Here is a 21084-nt window from a genome sequence, read left to right on the forward strand (position 1 = left end):
GCGGCGCCTGGCGGACCTGGCCCGGTTGCGCCGGGTGCGGGACCGGATCGACCGGGAGCCGGCGCGGCCGTTGGACGTGGTGGCGCTCGCGCGGGACGCGGGGGTGCCGGCCGGCCTGCTGAGCCGCGAGTTCCGCCGCGCGTACGGCCTGTCGCCCCACGCCTGCGTCGTCGCGCGGCGCGCGGCCGGACCGGTCGGGGCTCGGGGAGCACCGCCCGCGTGACGCCGACGGCTCCACCCGGCCGCCCGACCACGGCGCTCACGAGCCGTTCACCGCTCGTTCGCACGTCGTTGCGACCGCGGCAATGCGCTTACGATCGAAAGATGCCACCCGACGCGGCGCGGCGCAGCGACCGTTCGAGGCGGGCGATCCTCGTGGCCGCGTTGGAGTTGGTCGAGGCGCTCGGGTACTCGCGGTTGACCGTCGAGGCGGTCGCGGCGCGGGCCGGGGTGGGCAAGCAGACGATCTACCGGTGGTGGCCGTCGAAGGGACCGCTGCTGTTCGACGCGCTGGTGGAGTTCGGACCGGCCGCGGTGGACCACGCCGTCGGCGGCGGGCTCGACGCGGACCTGCGGCGCGAGCTGCGGGCGGTGGTCGAGGAGCTGGCCGAACGGCGGTTCGACCAGGTGTGCCGGTTGCTGGTGCACGAGGAGCGCACGGACCTGGTGATGCTGCTGCTGGTGCCGCGCCGGATGGCGCTGGAGGAGCGATTGCACCGGGCGCAGCGGTCGGGGGAGGTGCGGGCCGACGTCGACGTGTCGGCGGCGGTGGAGTTGTTGGTGGGGCCGGTCTACCAGCGGTGGTTCCTGCGGGCGGCGCCGTTGACCGGTGGGTTCGCCGACCTGGTGGTGGACCTCGTGCTCCGCGCGCTGGGCCGGTGACCGTGCTCGGTAGGGTTCGTCGATCATGGGGTACGCGGTGGTCGACGTGGAGACGACCGGGTTCGCCGCGGGCGGGGCGGACCGGGTGGTGGAGGTGGCCGTCGTCGGCCTGGACGGCGCGGGCCGGGTGGTCGACGAGTGGTGCACCCTGGTCAACCCCGGCCGGGACCTGGGGCCGCAGCACGTGCACCGCATCCGCGCGGCCGACGTGTGGCACGCGCCGACGTTCGCCCGGGCCGCGGGCGCGGTGGCGGCCCGGCTCGCCGGGCGGGTGGTCGTCGCCCACAACCTGTCGTTCGACGCCCGGTTCCTGACCGCCGAGTTCGCCCGCGCCGGGGTCGACCTGGCGGTGACGGGCCTGTGCACCATGCGGTTGGCGGACCGGTACCTGCCGGGCCTGGCCGGCCGGTCGCTGCGGGCGTGCTGCGAGGCGGCCGGGGTGGTGCTCGACTCGGCGCACTCCGCGCTGCACGACGCCCGCGCCACGGCCCGGCTGTTCGCCCACTACCTGGGGTTCGGCGTGCCGGAGGCGGAGCCCGCGCCGCGGTTGCCGCTGCCCGACGACGTGGTGGAGGTGCGGCGCGGGTCGGCCGTGCCGGTGTCGTGGCGGCCGGGGTCGGTGGCGCTGGCGCACGGCGACCGGGTCGTGTTCACGGGGCGCATGGCCGCACCGCGCGAGGAGTGGGTGGACCGGGCCGCGTCGGCGGGTCTCGTCAGCCAGGGCCACGTGACCAGGGCGACCCGCGTGGTGGTGGCCGCCGACCCGTTCACGCTGTCGACCAAGGCGCGGCGGGCGCGGGCGTACCGGGTGCCGATCGTGTCCGAAGAGGACTTCGCCGGGATGCTGGACCGGCTGGGCGTTACACCACCGGCCAAAGATCACCGGACCGGGTGGCGTCGGGCCTATTGAAATGCCCGCTACCCGCGGGGAGGCTCTTCACGGACAGGCCATGCCTCAGCGGAGGGCACGAGTCCTATGAGTACCGGGCAGACCACGGCTTCCCGCGCGGTGTGGGACGAGTTCGTCACCGGGCTGCCGGTCGGGGTGCTGCTGCAGGACGAGCACGGCACGGTGCTCGCCGCGAACCCGATGGCGTCCTCGTTGCTCGGTGCGGCCCGCGCCCGCGACGACTCGGGCGCGCTGCTGCCCAGTTGCGCCGAGCTGGCCGCGCAGGTGCTGCGCACCGGGTCGCCGCTGACGATCCCGGTGGTCCTGCCGCACGCCCAGGTGTGGGCCGAGTACTACCCGATCGTGGTGCGCGGTCAGGTGCTGGTGCTGCTGCGGCCGGTGCAGGCGGACGTGCCGCACAGCGCCGGGCTGCTCGACGCGCTGACCGGCCTGCCGGGGCGGGCGCTGCTGCTCGACCGGCTGGACCAGGCGTTGACCCGCGCCCGCACGCACGGCACGTTGGCGTCCCTGGTGCTGGCGGACGTGCACCGGATGGCGGCGGTCAACGCGGCCCACGGCTTCGCCCGCGGCGACGAGATGCTGACCGTGCTGGCGAAGCGGCTGCGGCAGGGGTTGCGCGCGGACTACACGGTGGCGCGGTACGGCGGCGACTCGTTCGCCGTGGTCGCCGAGCACGCCGACGGCAGCGGCGAGGAGGTCGCGGCCCGGGTGCGCGACCTGGCCGGGCGGGCGGTCCGGCTCGGCGGCGAGCGCGTGCGGACCGGCGTGCGGGTGTGCTGGGTGACCAGCGACGGCGAGGCGCCGGTGCACTCGGTCGTCGCGCACGTCGAGGACCTGCTGCGCCACTGACCCCGGACGCGACCGGACCCCCGGCACGCGGTGCGCGCCGGGGGTCCGGTGGTGGGGTGCGGGGCGGATCAGATGCGAGGCAGCACGGCGGTGTCCTCGAGCGCCGTGAACAGCGTGCGCGCGTCCATGTCGGCCAGGGCCGGGGCCTGCGTGTCGGTGAACCGGGCGGGGCCGGCCGCACCCTGGAGCGGGTTGACGTTCAGGCCGCTCAACGCCATCGGCGGCACCAGCGGGGCCTCGCTGCGCGGCTGCGCGACACCGGGCACGGGCAGCACGAACGGCAGCCCGGCCGGCGCGGCGACGGGCAGCGACGACACCGTGCGACCGCCGCCCAGGCTGTGCACCGGCACGTCGTCGACCGCGGGGATGCCCTGCGTGGTGGCCAGGTCCCCGGCCACCGGCAGGGTGCCGCCGAACGAGCGCTCGTCCACGTCGGACCGCGCGGCGCGGGTCACGGTCGAGACGACCGGCACCGCGCGGACGGCGCCGGCGACCGGCGGCAGGACGCGCCGGGCCTGCTCGACGCCGCCGACCACCGGCAGCTCCTCGGTCAGGTACGACACCGCGGCCAGGCTCGGGAGCTGCTGGGTCGGCAGGTCGCCCTGCGCCAACGCGGAGAGGGGACCGCTGACCGCCGCGGGCAGCTTGGCCTGCGACAGCGCCCCGACGGGGCCCTCCGCGCTGGGCAGCTTGGCCTGCGACAGGGCCCAGATCGGGCCTCCGGCCTCGGGCGTGCGGGCCTGCGACAGCGCGTGGAGGGGCGCGGCCGCGTCGGGGGCGTCCAAGTCGGGGGCGTCCAGGTCGGGGGCGTCGGGCGTCGGGACCGCCCGGGCGAGCAGGCCGCTGCCCGGCAGCCGGAGCCGGTGGACGCCCTGGATCGGCAGGCCGCGCAGCTCGTCCAGGCCCGGCGTGCCCAGCGGCACGGTGTACTGGCCCAGCCGGCTCACCAGGCCGAGGTCCGGCAGCTCGGTGGCGCGCAGCAGGCTGTCGACGCTCGCCGGGAGCTGGATGCCCCGGTTCGCCTCGGTGACCTTGGCGTCGTCGCCGCGGTCGTCGCCGGTGCGCACGTCGTTGTGGTCCTGCGCGTTCGCGGTGGCGGTGCCGAGCACGTCCACCGGGATGCCGAACAGCCGGGCGAACGCCTCGGTCGGCACCTCGACGTCGTGCGCGCTGACCGGGCCGCGGCCCTCGGTGGTCGTCACGCCGCCGGACTCGCTGGTGGACCGGCTGCCGCTCGCGGCGTCCGCGAGACCGCCGACGGTCACCGCGTCGCCGTGCAGCGTCGGGGTGACGCCGGTGGGCGCGGTGAGCAGGTTGCCCGACCACGCGCTGTCCTCGGCGGAGGTCAGGTGCCCGCCGCCCGCGACGAGGCCGGTCCGGTTGTCGGTCTGCGACTGGCCGTTGCCCGCGGCCGTCACGGCGTCGCCGAACACCTGCAGCGGCACCGAGTGCTGCGTGCCGATGCCGTTGCCCGAGAACGAGCCGTCGTCGCCGGAGGTCTGCACGTCGCCGCCCGAGTACGAGCCGAACTGGTTGCGGCTCTCGGACTCGACGTTGCTGCCCGCGCCGACCGCGCTGCCGAACACCTGCGGCGAGGACGCCTCGGGCACCGACAGCACGTTGCCCGACAGCGAGCCCTCGTCGCCGGTGGTGATCGCCGAGCCGCCGGAGCGGGAGTCGAGCCTGCTGTCGGTGTCGGACGAGCCGTTGCCGACCGCGACGGCGGAGTCGCCGAACACCTGGGCCGGGTTGGAGGTGGGCACGTGGACGATGTTGCCGGACGCCGAACCGTGCTTGCCGTTGGCCCGGGGCGGGTTGCCCAGGTCGATCTCGGTGTCGCTGTCGGTCTGCGACGTCGGGTTGGCGACCGCGCCGCCCGCGTTGCCGAAGACCTGGCCGCCCAGGGCGGTCGGGGTCGACACGACGTTGCTGGACACCGTGCCGTTGTCGTCGACGCTGTTCGCGACCCGGCCGGAGCGCACGGACTTGTTCTCGGTGGCCCGGCCGGTGGGCGTGCCCGCCGCGCCGACGCCGTTGCCGAAGCCCTCGGCGGGCAGGCCGAGCGGCGCCTGGGCGATGTTGCCGGAGCCGACCGCGTCGTTGCCGGTCGTGCCGTTGTAGCCGCCGGAGTCCGCGAGGACGTCGTTGCGGCACTCCGCGTCGGCGATGCCGCCGCCGGTCACGCCGTTGCCGCACAGGTCGGCCGCGCCCGCCGGGGGCAGGTTCGCCGAGTTGGCCGACAGCACGGACCGGTCGCCGTTGGCGTAGGTGTCGCCGCCCGCGACCGCGGTGGCCTCGTTGGCGTGCCGGGACGAGGTGTTGCCCAGGCCGGACAGCGCGTTGCCCGCGCCGGAGACCGGCAGGGCGACCGGGGTGTCGGCGTAGTTGCCCGACAGCACCGAGTCCTGGCTGGAGGTGAAGCTGTTGCCGCCCGCCTCCGCGTCGTGGGCCATCGCGTTGGTGGCCCGCGCGTTGCCCAGGCCCGTCAGCGTGTTGTCGCCGGCGGCGACCGGGCCCGCGAACGCCGGCTGGACGACGTTGCCGGCGGCGGTGCCGTCGTTGCCCGAGGTGACCGTCCACATCGGCAGGTCGGTCCGCTCGCGGGTGGTGGTGCCCGCGTCGGCGCTCGCCTGGTTCTCCGTGGCGGCGTCCGCGTTGCCGGCGGCGCCGATGCCGTTGCCGGTGACCGCGACGACGGGCGCGGCCGGCACGCCGACGACGTTGCCGCCGCCGGTGCTGCGGTCGCCGGTGGTGCTCAGCCACCCGGTGGCCTGCGCGTCGTTGGACGACGTGGCCTCGCTGTGGGCGTTGCCGCCGGCGGCGACGGCGTTGTTGGTCACCTGGGCGGGCACCGCGCCCTGGACGGCGGCGATGTTGCCCGACAGCGAGCCGTCGCGGCCCGAGGTCTCGATGTTGTCGCCGGCGACCGCGCGCTGGTAGGAGGCCGAACGCGACTCGGCGTTGGCCAGTGCGGCGATGGCGTTGCCGTTGACCTGCGGCGAGACGGCGGCGGCGCCGTGCGCCACGTTGCCGGCCAGCGGGCCGTAGGAGCCGTCGGTCCGGATGTCGCCGGAGCTGGTGGCCGACTGGGCGCAGAGCCCGTCGCTGTAGGCGTTGCCGCCCGCGCCGACGGCGTTGCCGCACGCGCTGACGGGCACGACCACGTCGGCGTCGGCGGTGTTGCCGCGGGCCAGGCCCGAGGCGTCGACGCCGGTCAGCCGCTCGTGCGTGGTGCGGACCAGCGGGTTGCCCTGGAGGTCGAGGTCGCGCAGCGGGCCGTCGGTGGCGCTCGGCGTGCCGATCTCCTGGTGCAGGGTCGGCAGGTCGTGGTTGCCGACCGGGGTGCCCAGGTTGTTGTGGTCGACGTCGACCGGGACGCGCAGCCTCGCGTCGAGCGGGTTCGGCGGCGCGTCGGGGTTGACGTTCTCCTGGGCTGAAGCGATGCCCGTGCCGAGCATCAGCAGACCACCCGTGACAAGTGCGGTCTTCAAACCGCGCTTGGCCCAGGTTTGCATGGGATCTCCTTCTTCCGGTTCCCTGGCGGGAGGTGGTGGGGTGGTCGGACGCGGCTGCCGCGTGGGAGACGACGACCACCCGGTTCTTCAGGGGGCGCAGGCGCGGTGTGTCGACCGGGTCGGAGCGCACGCGGAAGCAGCGCGACGGTCGACTTACCGGGTCAGCTCGACGATGAGCTGCCGCGGACCGCGCGCTGTGGTCAGTCGGGCGTGATGCCGGGCTGCTTGCCGGGCATCACGTGGTTCCGCTCGGTGGCGGGGAACAGCGCCCGGGCCACCGCGGAGTCGGTGCGGTCGGTGGAGACGACCGTGAAGGGGCCGTTGCCGCCACCGGGAACGCCGGAGCCGTCGCCACCGCACGCGCAGTGGGCCGGCGCGCCGAGCGGCGCGAACGGCATCGACGGCAGTCCGGACGGGTCTCCCGGGAGGGAACGGCCGCCGGCGTCCGGCAGCGCCGCGACGGGCTGCCGGGACGCGTCCAGCCAGGTGCGGCTGAACTTGGCGAACACCCCGTGCACCACCGGGGTGCCGGCGGACACCGGCACGGCGGTGGTGACCGGGGTGGTCTGGGTGACGGGCTGCGCCACGACGACGCCGACCTCGTCGGCGGTCGACCGGGCGGACGAGCCGCGCCGCAACCAGCCGCCCACGCCGTCGACGGCGCCGCGGATGTCCTCCGCGACCTGTCGCAGGCGGGGCGCGGTCGGCTCGGGGACGCGCGGTGCGCCCAGCGCCGCGTCGAGCTCGCGCACGGCCTCGCCGACGCGGCTCTCGCGGACCGGGGTGAGCGCGGCCTCGACCGCGCCCTCCACCGCGCCCGCCGACACGGTGCCGTGCGCCACCTCGGCGACCTGGTCGACTCCGACCTGCGCGGACGCCGAGGAGGTGGACAGCGCCCAGGCCGCGGCGGTGCCGGCCAGCGTCCCGCCGACGACCAGCAGGGTGCGGGTGAGCAGCCGCCGAACGCGGCTCGCCCCCGTCCCCACTCGCTGGTCGACGCGTGACATCGCTGGAAACCTCCACCGGAGCGCTGGGTTGGTCGACGCGGAGGATCACCGGGTGATCGCGCCGACGACGAGAGACTGCCAGCAGCCGACGGCCCGGTGCACGCGATCGCGAGCGGGTTCGCCGGATCGTGTGACGAATGCGGACCGTTTTCCAGTCGTTGCGGAATGTGGTCAGACGCGCTTGAGGACGCGCGCCGCGCCGGCGGCGGCCGTGGAGGCCAGGATCCAGCCCACCGCGATCAACCCGCTGGAGATCCACTGCGAGGCGCCGCTGAACCGCCACTTGCCGTCCTGGCCGAGGTCCACGATCGGGATCAGCAGGTCCATCGCCAGCAGCCACGCGTTCCACGACGGCGACTCGTCGTCGTTGAGCTTGGGCATCTCGTGGCCCAGGAACCACGCCGAGCCCGCCAGCCAGAACGCGGTCAGCCAGGCGATCGCGAGCCACGGCCGGTAGCCGTAGCCCACCGTCCAGCGCTGGAGGGAGCCCCACACCCGGCCCGCGACGCCCAGCTCGGAGTAGCGCCGGTGCTGCTTCTCCAGCTGCACGAGTTGCGCCAGCTCCTCCTCGCCGCCGTCCCGGTACACCGCCGCGAGCTGCTCGTAGGGCCCCGGAGCGAAGTCCGGCTGCACCTCCCGCAGCCACCGCAGCCGGGTCCGCACGTCGACGTGCGGGGTGGACGTGATCGAGCGGAACGTGAAGTCCTCCACGTCCACACCGCCGGTGGCGGCCCACAGGCCGGGCCCGTCCACGACGGTCGTGGCGGCGGCCCGGGTCAGCACCACCCGGCCGACCGGGACCTGGTCCTCCGAGAGCCGCAGCACGAGCTGGCTCACCGTGAGCCCGTAGGCGTTGAGCGCGATCTCGCCGCCCGGACCGCCCAGCCGCGCGCCCGCGAAGGTGGCCATCTTCCCGACCTCGGCCAACCGGATGCGCACGCCGCCCGCAGCGGTGAACCCGTGGCTGCACAGCAGGTCCTTGCCCACGTTCGCGACGCGGGCGTCCAGCGACGGCTTCACCGTGCCGTCCGGGCGGCGGCGCGGCGCGAGCAGGGACGCGCCGGAGCAGTCGAGGGTGGAGCCGATCTCGGCGTTCTGCAGCCGCAGCGAGCCCCGCGCCCGCAGGTCGCGCAGGAACAGCGTGCCGCCGACGCGGAGCCGGTCGGCGAACAGCACGTCGATGCCGGGCCCGTGCAGCCGCACGCCCGACAGGGAGGCGCTGCCGCGCACGTGGGCGTCCACCAGGCGCACCTGGCCGTGGGCCGTGAACGCGCCCTCGCGCTCGCCGGCGCCGTTGACCGCGCCGCGCGCCTCCAGGTCGCCGCGCACCTGGATGCCGTCGGCGTGCAGGGCCACCGGGATGCGCTGGACCACCTCGCCGGTGTCGTCGGCCGGGTCGCGCGCCGCGTCCCGGCGGCCGATCTCCGCGCCGGACAGCCGCAGGTAGCCGCCGATGTCGGCGTTGGGCAGGCGGACCGTGCCGGAGGAGGTGAAGCCGTCGTCCAGCTCGACGTTGCCCTCGACCCGCAGGCGGTCGGCGACGAGCGCGGCGGCCTCGTCGGCGGTGCCGCGCGGCAGCACCAGGACGGGCCGGTCGACCACGCTGGCGTGCAGGCGGGCGCCGGAGAACACGACGCTGCCGCCGACCCGCGCGCCGTCGAGCAGGACGCGCCCCTCGGCGGTGAACCCGCCGCCCTCCGCGCCGCAGAACAGGGTGCCCGCGACGGCGACGCCGGTCGCGTCGAGGGCGTTGCGGCCCGGGTTGAGCAGGTGGGCGCCGCCCAGGTGGACGTTGCCGCCCACGTTCGCGCCGCGCAGCCGCACCTCGCCGTCCGCGCGCAGCCCGATCGCCTGCAACGAGCCGGACAGCCGGACGCGGGCGGCGAGCAGGGCGTGGTCGCCGTCGCCGCGCAGCACCGCGCCCGCCAGCCGGAACGTGCCCTCGACCGAGGCGTCGGTCAGGTCCACCGCGCCGTCGCTGGTGAACCCGGCCTCCAGCGCCAGGTCGCTGTCCACGCGCAGGTTGCGACCCCACAGCCCGGGCACCGCGCACCCGCGCATCCGCAGGCCGACCAGGCGGGCCATGCGCAGGTCCGGCGGCTGCTCGAACGTGCAGCCGAGGAAGTCGACCACGTGCTCGACGCGCGCGCCTTCGAGGGCGAACGAGCCGGTGACGTGCGCGCCGGCCAGCCTCAGCGCCGAGGTCGGGCCGCCGGCGGCGAGCAGCGCGGAGAGCAGTTCGCCGCGGACCGAGCGCTCCGGCGCGGGCGAGCCGGGGTCGAACCGCGCGGTGCTCCCGGCGGCGAACGCGGCCCGGACGGCGTCCTCGGCGGTCTGCTCGGCGGTCATGCCGCCGATCCGATCACCCGCGCCGCGCGTCGCGCCGGCTTTTGCCCGAATCCGAAACGTGGGGTTCGACATGCCGACCCGGCTGTCCGACGGGTGCCACCGGTGCCGCGCGGCGGGCTACCGTGATCGGCGTGACGGGCAGTGATGAGATCAGCGAGAGGGTGCCGCGGCTGCTCCGCGTGAGCGCGGCGTTGAGCTGGCGGTTCGTGGCGGTGGTCGCCGCGCTCTACGTGGTGTTCCACGTGGTCGGGTTCCTGGCCACGATCGTCATCCCGACCGGGGTGGCCCTGCTGCTCGCCGCGCTGCTGTCGCCCGCGGTGTCGCAGCTGACCCGGGCGGGCATCCCGCGCGGGCTGTCCACCGGCGTGGTGCTCGTCGGGGGCATCGCCGTCGTCGGCGGCGTGCTCACGTTCGTCATCACCGAGTTCTCCAAGGGCCTGCCGCAGTTGCAGGAGCAGGTCAGCGCCAGCCTGGACACGATCCGGGGCTGGCTGAAGGACGGGCCGCTGCACCTGAGCGACGTGCAGCTGCAGCAGTACCTCGACCGCGTGGTCGAGACGGTCAAGGCGAACCAGTCCGAGATCACCTCGGGCGCGCTCACCACGGCGGCGACCGTCGGCGAGCTGCTGACCGGGCTGATCCTCGCGCTGTTCACGCTCATCTTCTTCCTGCACGACGGCGACGGGATCTGGCGGTTCCTGGTCCGGATCGTGCCGCGCGACGTCCGCGCGCGGGCCGACGTGGCGGGGCGGCGGGGGTTCGCCTCGCTCGTGTCGTACGTGCGGGCGACCGCCCTGGTGGCCGTGGTGGACGCGGTCGGCGTCGGCATCGGCCTGTGGATCGTGGGCGTGCCGCTGGTGGTGCCGCTGGCCGCGCTGGTGTTCCTCGGCGCGTTCATCCCGATCGTCGGCGCGGTGATCACCGGCGCGGTGGCGGTGCTGGTGGCGCTGGTCGCGAACGGGCCGCTGGAGGCGTTGATCATCCTGGCCGTGCTGATCGGCGTGATGCAGCTGGAGAGCCACGTGCTCCAGCCGCTGCTGCTGGGCCGGGCGGTGAAGCTGCACCCGCTGTCGGTGGTGCTGGCGATCACCGCCGGGTTGGTCGTCGGCGGCATCGCGGGCGCGCTGCTGTCCGTGCCGCTGCTGGCGGTGCTGAACTCCGGCATCCGGTCGCTGCTGTCGGAGTCGGACCGGGGCGTCGAGCCGCGCCAGGTCGACGTGCTGGAACCGCAGGAGAGCGGACCCGTCGACACGGGCGGCGACCGCGTCGAGGACCTCGACGACCGGGAGGACCCGGACGCGGGGCACAGCGGCAGGCGGTAGCCGTCAGGCCATCTCGACCAGGTTGCGGCCGTAGCCCTTGGCCGCGAGCAGCGCGGCGTCCGCGGCCACCAGCAGGTCGGGCAGCTCGTAGCCGAACCGCTGGGTGGTGGCCACGCCGATGCTCACCGTCAGCCCGGTGAGCAGGTGCTCGCGGCCGTCGGTGCGGACGGTCGGCACGGCGAGGTCGGCCACCGCGTGCCGGACGCGCTGGGCCACGGACCGGGCGACGGCCGGTTCGGCGTCGGGCAGCAGCACGACGAACTCCTCGCCGCCGAAGCGCCCGACCAGGTCGCCGCGCCGGACCGTGCCGGTCAGCAGCAGGGCCACCGCGCTGAGGGCCGAGTCGCCCGCCAGGTGGCCGACCTCGTCGTTGACGCGCTTGAAGTGGTCCAGGTCGAGCAGCATCACGGCCATCGGCCGGTTGCGCGCCCGCGCCTTGGACAGCTCGTAGCGGGCCCGGCCGTCCCAGTGCACGGCGTTGGCCAGGCCGGTCTTGGCGTCCCGCTGCGCCGAGCGCCGCCACTGCGGCAGCTGCGCGGCCCGTTCCAGCAGGGCCAGCGGCGGTCCGGCCATCAGCGCGTGCACCGGCGTGGCGAGCGCGGCGAAGCCCATCAGCCCGCCGATGCTGACCGCGACGACGCCCAGCACCACGTCGATCGGCTCGCCGACGACCTCCTCGCCCGGCGCGCCGGGGCTGCGCAGCTTCAGGCCGAGCGCGATCAGGCCCGCGCGCACCACCAGCAGCACGGTCGCGCCGAGCACCATGACGGCCAGGTCGGCGCTGGGCTCGACCCAGCCGATGGCGAACCGGGTGGCGAACACCGCCAGCGCGGTCGCGGACAGCGTGAACACCCAGCGGTGCGACTCGGGGCGCTGGGTGAGCACGCCGTGCAACGCCGGGCCGAACAGCAGCAGCACCAGCAGGTTGCACGGCAGCGCGACCACGCCCGCGGTGAGGTAGCACAGGTGGGCGGCCCACGGGTTGCGGGCGGCCTCGCCGACCCGGTGGCTGTGGATCGAGCTGCCGATGACCACCGCGCCCGCGGTGCCGGCGATGGCCGCGAACCGGCCGATCTCGCCCGGCGCGGGCTGCGGCGACGTGACGATGGCGTAGACGACGACCGCCAGCCCGAGGACGTCGACCAGCAGCCAGTAGGCCAGCGCGGAGCGCCGCAGCGTCCACATTGGCCAGTGGCGCACGCTCGGCCCTCCCTCGCCACAGCGGTACACCGGCGTGATCCCCACCCCGGGGGCGAGCAGGCCCCACGAGATCACGCTCGGTGACTCCCGTCAGCCTTCCACAGGTGTCGGTATCGGAACAGACGGCCACCTGGGGGTTAGCTGGGCCACTCCGACACGGCAAGATTGGGGGGCGAAGGGAGCACAGCGTGCACACGAAGCCGCCCGACCAGGGGACAGCGGCCATGGAGGACCCCGTCTCGCACCTCTGGCGGGGAACGGTGGCGCTACGCGTAGTGACGTTCCTGTTCGCGCTGGGCAACGTCGTCGTCCACCACTCGCAGTACGAGCGCCCGTGGCTCGCGTGGTCGGCGATCGCCGCGATGGCGCTGTGGTCGGTGTTCACCATCCACGCCTACGGGCGGGAGGGCGGGCGGCGGCCGTGGGTCGTGGCGGCGGACCTGGCCGTCACGTGCGGCCTCATGTCGCTCTCGCAGCTGATCATGACCGACGCGCAGTTCCTGTTCAACGTCCCGCTGATCACCACGATCTGGGCGGCCTGCCCGCCGGTGGCGGCGGGCGCGCTCGGCGGGCAGGTCGCGGGGGCGGCCTCCGGGTTCGCGGTCGGGTTGAGCACCTACCTCAACCGCGGCGGGCTCAGCGTCGACCTGGTGCGGGACGTGGTGCTCCTGGCGGGTGCCGGCTTCGTCGTCGGCATGGCCTCGTCCACGGCCCGGCGCTCGGCGGTGCGGCTGGCGCAGGCGCTGCGCACCGAGGCGGCCACCGCGGAGCGGGAGCGGCTCGCCCGCTCCATCCACGACGGGGTGCTCCAGGTGCTGGCCCGGGTGCGCAAGCGCGGCACGGAGCTGGGCGGCGAGGCGGCGGAGCTGGCGGCGCTGGCCGGCGAGCAGGAGGTGGCGCTGCGGTCGCTGGTGGCCGCCGCGCCGACCGAGTCCACTGTGGATGGCGAAGCGGACCTGCGGCCGGCGCTCCAGCTCCTGGCCACGTCCCGGTTCCAGGTGTCCACCCCGGCCACCCGGGTGATGCTGCCCGCGGCCACGGCGTTCGAGCTGACCGCGGTGGTGCGCGAGGCGCTGTCCAACGTGGACAAGCACGCCGGGCCGGACGCGCGGGCGTGGGTGCTGCTGGAGGACCTCGGCGACGAGGTCGTGGTCAGCGTGCGCGACGACGGTCCCGGCATCCCCGAGGGCAGGCTCGCCTCCGCCGAGGCGGAGGGCCGGATGGGCGTGGCCAAGTCGATCCGGGGTCGGGTCGAGGCGCTGCGTGGGACCCTTGAGCTCCAGACGGGGCCGGGGGAGGGCGCCGAGTGGGAGGTGCGGGTCTACCGATGAGCGTGTCCGTGATGGTGGTCGACGACCACCCGCTGTGGCGCGACGGCGTCGCGCGCGACCTGTCCGAGCGGGGGTTCGAGGTGGTCGCGACCGCCGGGGACGCCGCGTCCGCGGTGCGCATCGCCCGCGCGGTGCGGCCGGACGTGGTGCTGATGGACCTCAACCTCGGCGAGGGCACGGGGGTCGAGGCGACCACGATGATCACCGGGTCGCTGGAGGGCACCAGGGTCCTGGTGCTGTCCGCCAGCGGCGAGCACAGCGACGTGCTGGAGGCGGTGAAGGCGGGCGCGTCGGGCTACCTGGTGAAGTCGGCGTCGGCCGAGGAGCTGGTGGAGGCGGTGAACCGGACCGCGGCCGGCGACGCCGTGTTCACCGCGGGGCTGGCGGGGCTGGTGCTCGGGGAGTACCGGCGGATGGCCGCCACGCCGGACGACGACAAGCCGCAGCTCACCGAGCGGGAGACCGAGGTGCTGCGGCTGGTGGCCAAGGGGCTGACGGCGCGGCAGATCGCGAACCGGCTGGTCATCTCGCACCGCACGGTGGAGAACCACGTGCAGTCCACCCTGCGCAAGCTGCAACTGCACAACCGCGTCGAGCTGGCGCGGTACGCCATCGAGCACGGGCTCGACGTCGAGCCGGAGGGCTGAGCCATGACCGAACCGAAGGACTTCCGGGTGTCCGACGCCGAGCGCGAGCACGTCGTCGGCCTGCTGCAGAAGGCGATCGGCCGGGGCCTGATCACCCTGGACGAGTTCACCGAGCGCACCGACACCGCGCTGGCCGCCCGCACCCGCGGCGAGCTGAACGCGGTGCTGCTGGACCTGCCCGGCATGGTGCACAACGAGCAGCTCGTCGCCGTGCCGCCGGACCGGCAGGAGCTCAAGGCCACCATGTCGGCGGTCAACCGCAAGGGCAACTGGACCGTGCCGCGGCAGCTCGTGGTGCGCAGCCGGATGGGGTCGACGGACCTGGACTTCCGCCAGGCGTCCATCCCGCACGCGGTGGTGGACATCGAGCTGGACGTGACCGCCGGGTCGGTGAAGCTGCTGCTGCCCGACGGCGCCTCGGTCAACGCCGAGGGCGTCGAGCTGGCGGCGAGCAACCTCAAGGACAAGGTCGGCTCGGGCGCGAACGGCCGGCCGCACTTCGTGGTGCACGGCCAGGTGCGCGCGGGCAACGTGGAGATCAAGAAGAAGGGCCGCTGGTTCCGGCACGCGTGACGCCGTCGTGCGGGACGGCCGTCCCGCGGCGAGGATCGGTGGGTGCTCTGCCTCGTCACCGGTGCGACCGGATACCTCGGCGGACGGCTCGTGCCCCGGCTGCTCGCCGCGGGTCACCGGGTCCGGTGCCTCGTGCGCGACCCGCGCAAGCTGCGGGACGTGCCCTGGGTCGACCGGGTCGAGGTGGTGCGCGGCGACGTGCTCGACCCGGCGTCGCTGGACGCGGCGGTGCGGGACGTCGACGTCGTGCACTACCTGGTCCACTCGCTGAGCGACCCGGACTTCGCCGACGCCGACCGGCGCGCGGCGGAGAACACGGCGCGCGCCGCGGCGGCCGCGGGGGTGCGGCGGATCGTCTACCTGGGCGGGCTGCACCCGCCGGGCGTGGCGCTGTCGCCGCACCTGGCCTCGCGCAAGCAGGTCGGCGACGTGTTCCTGAGCGGCGCCGTGCCGGCGGTGGTGCTGCAGGCGGCGGTGATCATCGGGTCCGGGTCGGCCAGCTTCGAGATGCTGCGCTACCTCACCGAGCGGCTGCCGGTCATGGTCACGCCCCGGTGGGTGCACAACCGCATCCAGCCGATCGCCGTGCGGGACGTGCTGCGGTACCTGGTGGAGGCGGTGCGGCTGCCCGACGACGTGAACCGGGCGTTCGACATCGGCGGGCCCGACGTGCTCACCTACCTGGACATGATGCTGCGGTACGCGCGGGTGGCCGGGTTGCGGCGGCGACGGGTGCTGCCGGTGCCGCTGCTCACGCCCCGCCTGTCGGCGCACTGGGTGAACCTGGTGACGCCCGTGCCGCGCTCCATCGCCTCGCCGCTGATCGAGTCGCTGGTGCACGAGGTGGTGTGCCGGGAGCACGACATCGAGGTGCTGCTGCCGGGCCGCACCACCGGCTACGACCAGGCGGTGGCGCTCGCGCTGGCGAAGGTGCGCGACGCGGAGGTGGAGACCCGCTGGTCGGGGGCGTCGGTGCCGGGCGCGCCCGCCGACCCGCTGCCGACCGACCCGGACTGGTCCGGCGGCTCGTCGTACGTGGACGTGCGGGAGCGGCGGACCGCCGCGTCGCCGCAGCGGCTGTGGCAGGTCGTGGAGGGCATCGGCGGCGAGCACGGCTGGTACTCGTTCCCACTGGCCTGGGCGGTGCGCGGGTGGCTGGACCGGCTGGTCGGCGGGGTCGGGCTGCGGCGCGGCCGGCGCGACCCGGTGCGGCTGCACGTCGGCGAGGCGCTGGACTTCTGGCGGGTGGAGGAGGTCGACCGGGGCCGGCTGCTGCGGTTGCGGGCGGAGATGCGGGTGCCCGGCCTGGCGTGGCTGGAGCTGCGGGTCGCGCCGGCGGAGGGCGGCGGGTCGGTCTACCGGCAGCGCGCGGTGTTCGTGCCGCGCGGGCTGGCCGGGCACGTGTACTGGTGGGTGGTGTGGCCGTTCCACGGGATTGTGTTCGGCGGCATGGCGCGCAACATCGCCTGTGAAGCGGAACTTACGAGTGAATTCAGAAAGTCCTGATGGACTGCACAACGGGCCGGGGGCACACTCGCCCGCATGAAGGCACTGGTCAAGACGACCGCCGGGCCGGGGTTGTCGTTGACCGACGTCCCGGACCCCGCCCCCGGGCCGGGTGACGTCGTGGTCCGCGTGCTGCGGACCGGCATCTGCGGCACCGACCTGCACATCGACTCGTGGGACGAGTGGGCCGCGCACAACGTCCACGCCCCGCTCGTGCTCGGGCACGAGTTCGTCGGCGAGGTGGTGGAGACCGGCCCCGCCGTGACCGGGGTGGAGGTCGGCGACCTGGTCAGCGGCGAGGGCCACCTGGTCTGCGGCTCGTGCCGCAACTGCAAGGCGGGCCGGCGGCACCTGTGCGCCCACACCCGCGGCCTGGGCGTGCACAGCGACGGCGCGTTCGCCCAGTACGTGGTGCTGCCCGAGGAGAACGCGTGGGTGCACCGCACGCCCGTCGACCTGGACGTGGCGGCGATCTTCGACCCCTTCGGCAACGCCGTGCACACCGCGCTGTCGTTCCCGGTCATCGGCGAGGACGTGCTGATCACGGGCGCGGGCCCGATCGGGATCATGGCGGCGGCCGTGGCCAAGCACGCGGGCGCGCGCAACGTCGTCATCACCGACGTCAGCGAGCACCGGCTCGCGCTGGCCCGCGAGGTCGGCGTCGACCTGGCGCTCAACGTCGCCGAGCGCACCGTCTCCGAGGCGCAGTCCGAGCTGGGCATGACCGAGGGCTTCGACGTCGGCATGGAGATGTCGGGCAAGCCGGTCGCGCTGCAGGAGATGATCGGCAACATGGCGCACGGCGGCCGGATCGCCGTGCTGGGGCTGCCCACCGAGGACTTCGCTGTGGACTGGAGCAGCGTCGTGCTGAAGATGCTGCACGTCAAGGGCATCTACGGCCGGGAGATGTTCGAGACCTGGTACTCGATGTCCGTGCTGCTGCAGGGCGGCCTCGACCTGTCGCCGGTGATCACCCACCGGTTCGACTACACGGCCTTCGAGGAGGCGTTCGCGACGGCGCGCGGGGGCGTGTGCGGCAAGGTCATCCTCGACTGGACGGGAGCTCACTGATGTACGGCGCGATGCGCGAGGACCTGCGGACCGGCCTGGACGAGATCCGCGCGGCCGGGCTCTACAAGGCCGAGCGGGTGATCGGCACGCCGCAGAACGCCGCGGTCCGGGTCGGCTCCGGCGCCGAGGTGCTGAACTTCTGCGCGAACAACTACCTGGGCCTGGCCGACCACCCGCGGCTGGTCCGGGCCGCGCACGAGGCGCTGGACCGGTGGGGCTTCGGCATGGCGTCGGTGCGGTTCATCTGCGGCACGCAGGAGCCGCACAAGGAGCTGGAGCGGCGGCTGTCGGAGTTCCTGGGCACCGACGACACGATCCTCTACAGCTCGTGCTTCGACGCCAACGGCGGCCTGTTCGAGACGCTGCTCGGCGCGGAGGACGCGATCATCTCCGACGAGCTCAACCACGCGTCGATCATCGACGGCGTGCGGCTGTCCAAGGCCCGCCGCCTCCGGTACCGCAACCGGGACATGGAGGACCTGGAGCGGCAGCTCAAGGACGCCTCCGACGCCCGCTACCGGCTCATCGCCACCGACGGCGTGTTCTCCATGGACGGCTACCTCGCGCCGCTGGACGAGATCTGCGACCTGGCCGAGCGGTACGACGCGCTGGTCATGGTGGACGACTCGCACGCGGTCGGCTTCACCGGCCCCAACGGCCGCGGCACGCCGGAGCTGTTCGGCGTGCAGGACCGGGTGGACGTCGTCACCGGCACGCTGGGCAAGGCGCTGGGCGGCGCGTCCGGCGGCTACACCTCCGGGCGGGCCGAGATCGTGGAGATGCTGCGGCAGCGGTCGCGGCCGTACCTGTTCTCCAACTCCCTCGCGCCGTCGATCACCGCCGCCGCGATCGCCGCGCTGGACCTGCTCAGCTCCTCGGGCGAGCTGCTGACCAGGCTGCGCGAGAACACGGCGCTGTTCCGGTCGCGGATGACCGAGGCGGGCTTCGACCTGCTGCCCGGCGAGCACCCGATCATCCCGGTGATGATCGGCGACGCGGCGCGGGCGTCCCGGATGGCCGACCTGCTGCTGGAGCAGGGCATCTACGTGATCGGCTTCTCCTACCCGGTCGTGCCGCACGGCAAGGCCCGCATCCGGACGCAGATGTCGGCCGCGCACTCCACCGACGACGTCAACCGCGCGGTCGACGCGTTCGTGGCGGCCCGCGACCGCATGTGAGCTAGCGCTTGCGCATCCCGACGAGCACCAGCAGGACCGCGGGCACGACGAGCGACAGCACCACCACCGTGCCGTCCACCGCGAACCCGCCGGCCCGGACACTGGGCACGATGAAGCCGAACACGACCAGGACGAGCAGGCCGAGTCCCGCGATGACCAGGCCGGGGGTGCCGTCGGAGCGCATGCCACTTGGTACCCCACCGGTGCCGGTCGCGCACCGGAGGGGTGCGTCGCGGTGATCGACCCGCGCCGGCTGCGGGTGCTGCGCGCGCTCGCCGACCACGGCACCGTGACGGCGGCGGCGCAGGCGCTGCACCTCACGCCGTCCGCGGTGTCGCAGCAGCTGGCCGCCCTGGAGTCGGAGGTGGGGCAGGAGCTGCTGCGGCGGCGGGGCAGGCGGGTGTCGTTGACGGCGGCGGGCGAGCTGCTGGTCCGGCACGCCAACGCGGTGGCCGCCGAGCTGGAGCGGGCGCAGGCGACGCTGGCCGCGTTCACCGCCGGCACGACGGGCCGGGTCGACGTGGGCAGCTTCGCGTCGGCGATCACGCAGGTGGTCGCGCCGGCGCTGGCCGCGCTGCGGGTGTCCGCGCCGGCCGTGACGCTGCGGGTGCGCGACGTCGAGGGGCACGCCAGCGTGCCGCTGCTGCTCGACGGCGAGGTCGACCTGGCGATCACCGAGGAGTACCGGCTGCGCACCGACGACCGCCGGCTGACCAGGTTCCCGCTCTACACCGAGCCGTTCGACGTGGTGCTGCCGCCGGCGCACCCGCTGGCCGGGCGCGCGGAGGTCGACCTGGCCGACCTCGCCGACGACGACTGGGCCGTGCCGCTGCCCGGCAACCCGGTGCGCGACGTCGTGCAGCTGGCCTGCGAGCACGCCGGCTTCGCGCCGCGGATCACGCACACGTCCGACGACTTCCGGGCCATCGGCGCGCTCGTCCACGCCGGCGCGGGGGTCGCCCTGGTCCCGCGCAACGCCGTGCGCGGCGTCCCGGTCCGCGGCACCGCGCCGATGCGCCGGGTGGTGGCGGCCGTGCGCCGGGGCAGCGAGGACCACCCGCTGATCCGGCTGGTCCGCGACGCCCTGCTGGACGCCGTGCGTCAGTGAGGCGCGCGGGCGGTCAACCTGGCCGAAGCCGGGTCGGCCGCCGCGACCGCGCCGCGGGCCGCCAGCTGGCACAGGTCGAACGTCGTGGAGGCGAGCTTCGCGCCGACGCCGGCCAGCGCCGTGTGGTTCATCGACAGGCTCGTCACGCCCAGCCCGGTCAGCACGCAGGCCAGCAGCGGGTCGGCGGCGGCCTCGCCGCAGACGCCCACGGGCTTGCCCAGGGCCGTGCCCGCGGCGCAAACCAGCTCGATCAACCGCAGCAGGGCGGGCTGCCACGGGTCGTTCAGCGCGGCCACCGCCCCGACCTGCCGGTCGGCCGCGAACAGGTACTGGGCCAGGTCGTTCGTGCCCAGCGAGACGAAGTCGACCGCGGCCAGCACCTCGCGGGCGGCCAGGGCCGCCGCCGGGATCTCGATCATCACGCCCGCGCGGGCGATGCCGGCGGCCCGCGCGCGTTCCACGAACCAGGCGGCCTCGGCGGCGGTGGCGACCATCGGCGCCATCACCGAGACGTCGGCGCCGGTGTCGGCGGCGGCCAGGGCGATCGCCCGGAGCTGGCGCTCCAGCACGTCCGGGCGGTCGAAGGCGACCCGAAGGCCGCGCACGCCCAGCGCCGGGTTCGGCTCCGGCTCGGGCGCCAGGAACGGCAGCGGCTTGTCCGCGCCGGCGTCGAGCGTGCGGACGACGACGGGCTTGCCCGCGAACGGCGCGAGCACCGCCGCGTACGCCTCGCGCTGCTCGTCCACCGACGGCTCGGCGGTCGCGGACAGGAAGCAGAACTCGGTGCGGAACAGGCCGACGCCCTCCGCGCCGCCGGCCGCGGCGGCGACCGCGTCGGCGGGGGAGCCGACGTTGCCGAGCACCTTCACCCGGTGGCCGTCGGCCAGCGCGCCGACGCCGTTCCACTCCGCCCGGCCGGCGACGTGCGCCGAGCGGACCGTGCCGTCGGACGCCTCGACCACGCCGGTGTCGCCGTCCACGAGCAGGGCGGGCACGTCGAGGTCCAGCACGCCGCGGCACGCGACCACGGCCGGGATGCCGAGGGACCGGGCCAGGATCGCGGTGTGCGAGGTGGGGCCGCCCTCCTCGGTGACCAGGGCGAGCACCTTGGCCGGGTCCAGGCCCGCGGTGTCGGCGGGTGCCAGGTCTCGGGCCACCAGGACCGACGGCGCGGGCAGCGGCGGCACGCCGGGGGCGGGCACGCCGAGCAGTTCGGCGACCAACCGGTCCCGCACGTCGCGGACGTCGCGGGCGCGTTCGGCCATGTAGCCGCCCGCCGCTTCGAGGGCGGCGATGAACCCGGCGGCGGCCTGGTGCACGCCCCGTGCCGCGGGCAGGGCGTCGGCCGTCACGAGCTTCTCGGCCTGGGCGAGCAGCGCGGGGTCGGCCGCCATCGCGGCGGTCGTCTCCAGCACGTCCTTCGCCTCGCCCTCGGCGGCGGCGGCCCGTTCGAGCAGCCGGGCCGCGACGACCTCGGCGGCGGGTGCGATCCGCGCGGCCTCGGCGGCGGGGTCGGTCGGCGCGGGTGTGGCGGGCGGTTCGCCCAGGGGTTCGGCCACCCGGACCACCGGGCCGGAAGCCCGCCCGGAACTGACCCCGACACCGCTCAGCCGTGCGCTCGCCATGGTCTAGACCA

18 protein-coding genes are annotated in these 21084 nt (G+C 75.0%); 12 read left to right on the forward strand and 6 right to left on the reverse strand.

Features of this window, described 5'->3' with window-relative positions:
• Window positions 1-34: 34 nt before the first annotated feature.
• The 4 genes from ACIGNX_RS15340 to ACIGNX_RS15355 all read left to right on the forward strand — a co-directional run bounded on the left by ACIGNX_RS15340 (window position 35) and on the right by ACIGNX_RS15355 (window position 2641).
• On the forward strand, window positions 35-223 hold the full coding sequence (locus ACIGNX_RS15340; protein ID WP_396540329.1) for a helix-turn-helix transcriptional regulator: 189 nt from the start codon (window positions 35-37) through the stop codon (window positions 221-223).
• Between the two features lie 101 nt (window positions 224-324).
• Window positions 325-882 carry a TetR/AcrR family transcriptional regulator gene (locus ACIGNX_RS15345; RefSeq protein ID WP_396540331.1) on the forward strand — a complete coding sequence of 186 codons (558 nt, stop codon included), beginning with the start codon at window positions 325-327 and terminating at the stop codon, window positions 880-882.
• Between the two features lie 25 nt (window positions 883-907).
• Window positions 908-1792, forward strand: coding sequence for an exonuclease domain-containing protein (locus ACIGNX_RS15350; protein WP_396540333.1), 885 nt, complete (start codon window positions 908-910; stop codon window positions 1790-1792).
• 66 nt (window positions 1793-1858) lie between these two features.
• Window positions 1859-2641, forward strand: coding sequence for a diguanylate cyclase domain-containing protein (locus ACIGNX_RS15355; RefSeq protein ID WP_396540335.1), 783 nt, complete (start codon window positions 1859-1861; stop codon window positions 2639-2641).
• 68 nt (window positions 2642-2709) lie between these two features.
• On the opposite strand, the gene ACIGNX_RS15360 is transcribed toward ACIGNX_RS15355, so the two are convergent.
• The 3 genes from ACIGNX_RS15360 to ACIGNX_RS15370 form a co-directional block, all read right to left on the reverse strand.
• Window positions 2710-6156 (reverse strand): hypothetical protein, encoded by a 3447-nt coding sequence (locus tag ACIGNX_RS15360; RefSeq protein WP_396540337.1) that lies wholly within the window; start codon window positions 6154-6156, stop codon window positions 2710-2712.
• A 200-nt stretch (window positions 6157-6356) separates the two neighbouring features.
• A complete protein-coding gene (locus ACIGNX_RS15365; protein ID WP_396540339.1) occupies window positions 6357-7163 on the reverse strand; it encodes a hypothetical protein in 807 nt (268 codons plus the stop codon).
• 171 nt (window positions 7164-7334) lie between these two features.
• Window positions 7335-9512 (reverse strand): hypothetical protein, encoded by a 2178-nt coding sequence (locus tag ACIGNX_RS15370; protein ID WP_396540340.1) that lies wholly within the window; start codon window positions 9510-9512, stop codon window positions 7335-7337.
• Window positions 9513-9643: 131 nt separating this feature from the next.
• Here ACIGNX_RS15370 and ACIGNX_RS15375 point away from each other — a divergent pair, with 131 nt between their 5' ends.
• Complete coding sequence (locus ACIGNX_RS15375) at window positions 9644-10834, forward strand: AI-2E family transporter (RefSeq protein WP_396540342.1); 1191 nt, start codon at window positions 9644-9646, stop codon at window positions 10832-10834.
• 3 nt (window positions 10835-10837) lie between these two features.
• Here ACIGNX_RS15375 and ACIGNX_RS15380 read toward each other — a convergent pair whose 3' ends face one another.
• A complete protein-coding gene (locus ACIGNX_RS15380; protein WP_396540344.1) occupies window positions 10838-12034 on the reverse strand; it encodes a GGDEF domain-containing protein in 1197 nt (398 codons plus the stop codon).
• 224 nt (window positions 12035-12258) lie between these two features.
• Between ACIGNX_RS15380 and macS the strand changes: the two genes are divergently transcribed.
• From macS to ACIGNX_RS15410, 6 genes are read left to right on the forward strand one after another with little or no spacing between them, the layout of a single operon-like run.
• The gene (macS, locus tag ACIGNX_RS15385; protein WP_396541045.1) at window positions 12259-13365 is read left to right on the forward strand and encodes a MacS family sensor histidine kinase; all 1107 of its coding nucleotides are present in this window, start codon (window positions 12259-12261) and stop codon (window positions 13363-13365) included.
• The gene (locus tag ACIGNX_RS15390) at window positions 13362-14012 is read left to right on the forward strand and encodes a response regulator (protein ID WP_396540346.1); all 651 of its coding nucleotides are present in this window, start codon (window positions 13362-13364) and stop codon (window positions 14010-14012) included. The genes macS and ACIGNX_RS15390 overlap by 4 nt, the downstream gene beginning before the upstream one ends.
• A gap of 3 nt (window positions 14013-14015) precedes the next feature.
• Window positions 14016-14585: a DUF1707 domain-containing protein gene (locus tag ACIGNX_RS15395; protein ID WP_396540348.1), complete on the forward strand. Its 570-nt coding sequence runs from the start codon at window positions 14016-14018 to the stop codon at window positions 14583-14585.
• A 42-nt stretch (window positions 14586-14627) separates the two neighbouring features.
• Window positions 14628-16091, forward strand: a complete 1464-nt coding sequence (locus ACIGNX_RS15400) for an SDR family oxidoreductase (RefSeq protein WP_396540350.1) — start codon at window positions 14628-14630, stop codon at window positions 16089-16091.
• A gap of 36 nt (window positions 16092-16127) precedes the next feature.
• Window positions 16128-17162, forward strand: coding sequence for an L-threonine 3-dehydrogenase (gene tdh / locus ACIGNX_RS15405; RefSeq protein ID WP_396540352.1), 1035 nt, complete (start codon window positions 16128-16130; stop codon window positions 17160-17162).
• Window positions 17162-18340: a glycine C-acetyltransferase gene (locus ACIGNX_RS15410; RefSeq protein ID WP_396540354.1), complete on the forward strand. Its 1179-nt coding sequence runs from the start codon at window positions 17162-17164 to the stop codon at window positions 18338-18340. The genes tdh and ACIGNX_RS15410 overlap by 1 nt, the downstream gene beginning before the upstream one ends.
• A gap of 1 nt (window position 18341) precedes the next feature.
• Here the strand turns inward: ACIGNX_RS15410 and ACIGNX_RS15415 are convergent, their stop codons facing one another.
• Complete coding sequence (locus ACIGNX_RS15415) at window positions 18342-18524, reverse strand: hypothetical protein (RefSeq protein WP_396540356.1); 183 nt, start codon at window positions 18522-18524, stop codon at window positions 18342-18344.
• A 51-nt stretch (window positions 18525-18575) separates the two neighbouring features.
• Between ACIGNX_RS15415 and ACIGNX_RS15420 the strand changes: the two genes are divergently transcribed.
• Entirely contained in the window at window positions 18576-19448 is an 873-nt protein-coding gene (locus ACIGNX_RS15420; protein ID WP_396540358.1) for a LysR family transcriptional regulator, read from the forward strand.
• On the opposite strand, the gene ACIGNX_RS15425 is transcribed toward ACIGNX_RS15420, so the two are convergent.
• Window positions 19442-21073, reverse strand: a complete 1632-nt coding sequence (locus tag ACIGNX_RS15425) for a putative PEP-binding protein (protein WP_396540360.1) — start codon at window positions 21071-21073, stop codon at window positions 19442-19444. The genes ACIGNX_RS15420 and ACIGNX_RS15425 overlap by 7 nt on opposite strands.
• Between the last annotated feature and the right edge of the window lie 11 nt (window positions 21074-21084).

Origin of the sequence: Actinosynnema sp. NPDC053489, from assembly GCF_044544865.1 — a bacterium.
In the GTDB taxonomy this organism is placed as follows: domain Bacteria; phylum Actinomycetota; class Actinomycetes; order Mycobacteriales; family Pseudonocardiaceae; genus Actinosynnema.

Coding starts and splice junctions, on each gene's coding strand:
- ACIGNX_RS15345 (WP_396540331.1), top strand. CDS start 325: ATGCCACCCGACGCGGCGCGGCGCAGCGACCGTTCGAGGCGGGCGATC.
- ACIGNX_RS15350 (WP_396540333.1), top strand. CDS start 908: ATGGGGTACGCGGTGGTCGACGTGGAGACGACCGGGTTCGCCGCGGGC.
- ACIGNX_RS15355 (WP_396540335.1), top strand. CDS start 1,859: ATGAGTACCGGGCAGACCACGGCTTCCCGCGCGGTGTGGGACGAGTTC.
- ACIGNX_RS15360 (WP_396540337.1), bottom strand. CDS start 6,156: ATGCAAACCTGGGCCAAGCGCGGTTTGAAGACCGCACTTGTCACGGGT.
- ACIGNX_RS15365 (WP_396540339.1), bottom strand. CDS start 7,163: ATGTCACGCGTCGACCAGCGAGTGGGGACGGGGGCGAGCCGCGTTCGG.
- ACIGNX_RS15370 (WP_396540340.1), bottom strand. CDS start 9,512: ATGACCGCCGAGCAGACCGCCGAGGACGCCGTCCGGGCCGCGTTCGCC.
- macS (WP_396541045.1), top strand. CDS start 12,259: ATGGAGGACCCCGTCTCGCACCTCTGGCGGGGAACGGTGGCGCTACGC.
- ACIGNX_RS15390 (WP_396540346.1), top strand. CDS start 13,362: ATGAGCGTGTCCGTGATGGTGGTCGACGACCACCCGCTGTGGCGCGAC.
- ACIGNX_RS15395 (WP_396540348.1), top strand. CDS start 14,016: ATGACCGAACCGAAGGACTTCCGGGTGTCCGACGCCGAGCGCGAGCAC.
- tdh (WP_396540352.1), top strand. CDS start 16,128: ATGAAGGCACTGGTCAAGACGACCGCCGGGCCGGGGTTGTCGTTGACC.
- ACIGNX_RS15410 (WP_396540354.1), top strand. CDS start 17,162: ATGTACGGCGCGATGCGCGAGGACCTGCGGACCGGCCTGGACGAGATC.
- ACIGNX_RS15415 (WP_396540356.1), bottom strand. CDS start 18,524: ATGCGCTCCGACGGCACCCCCGGCCTGGTCATCGCGGGACTCGGCCTG.
- ACIGNX_RS15425 (WP_396540360.1), bottom strand. CDS start 21,073: ATGGCGAGCGCACGGCTGAGCGGTGTCGGGGTCAGTTCCGGGCGGGCT.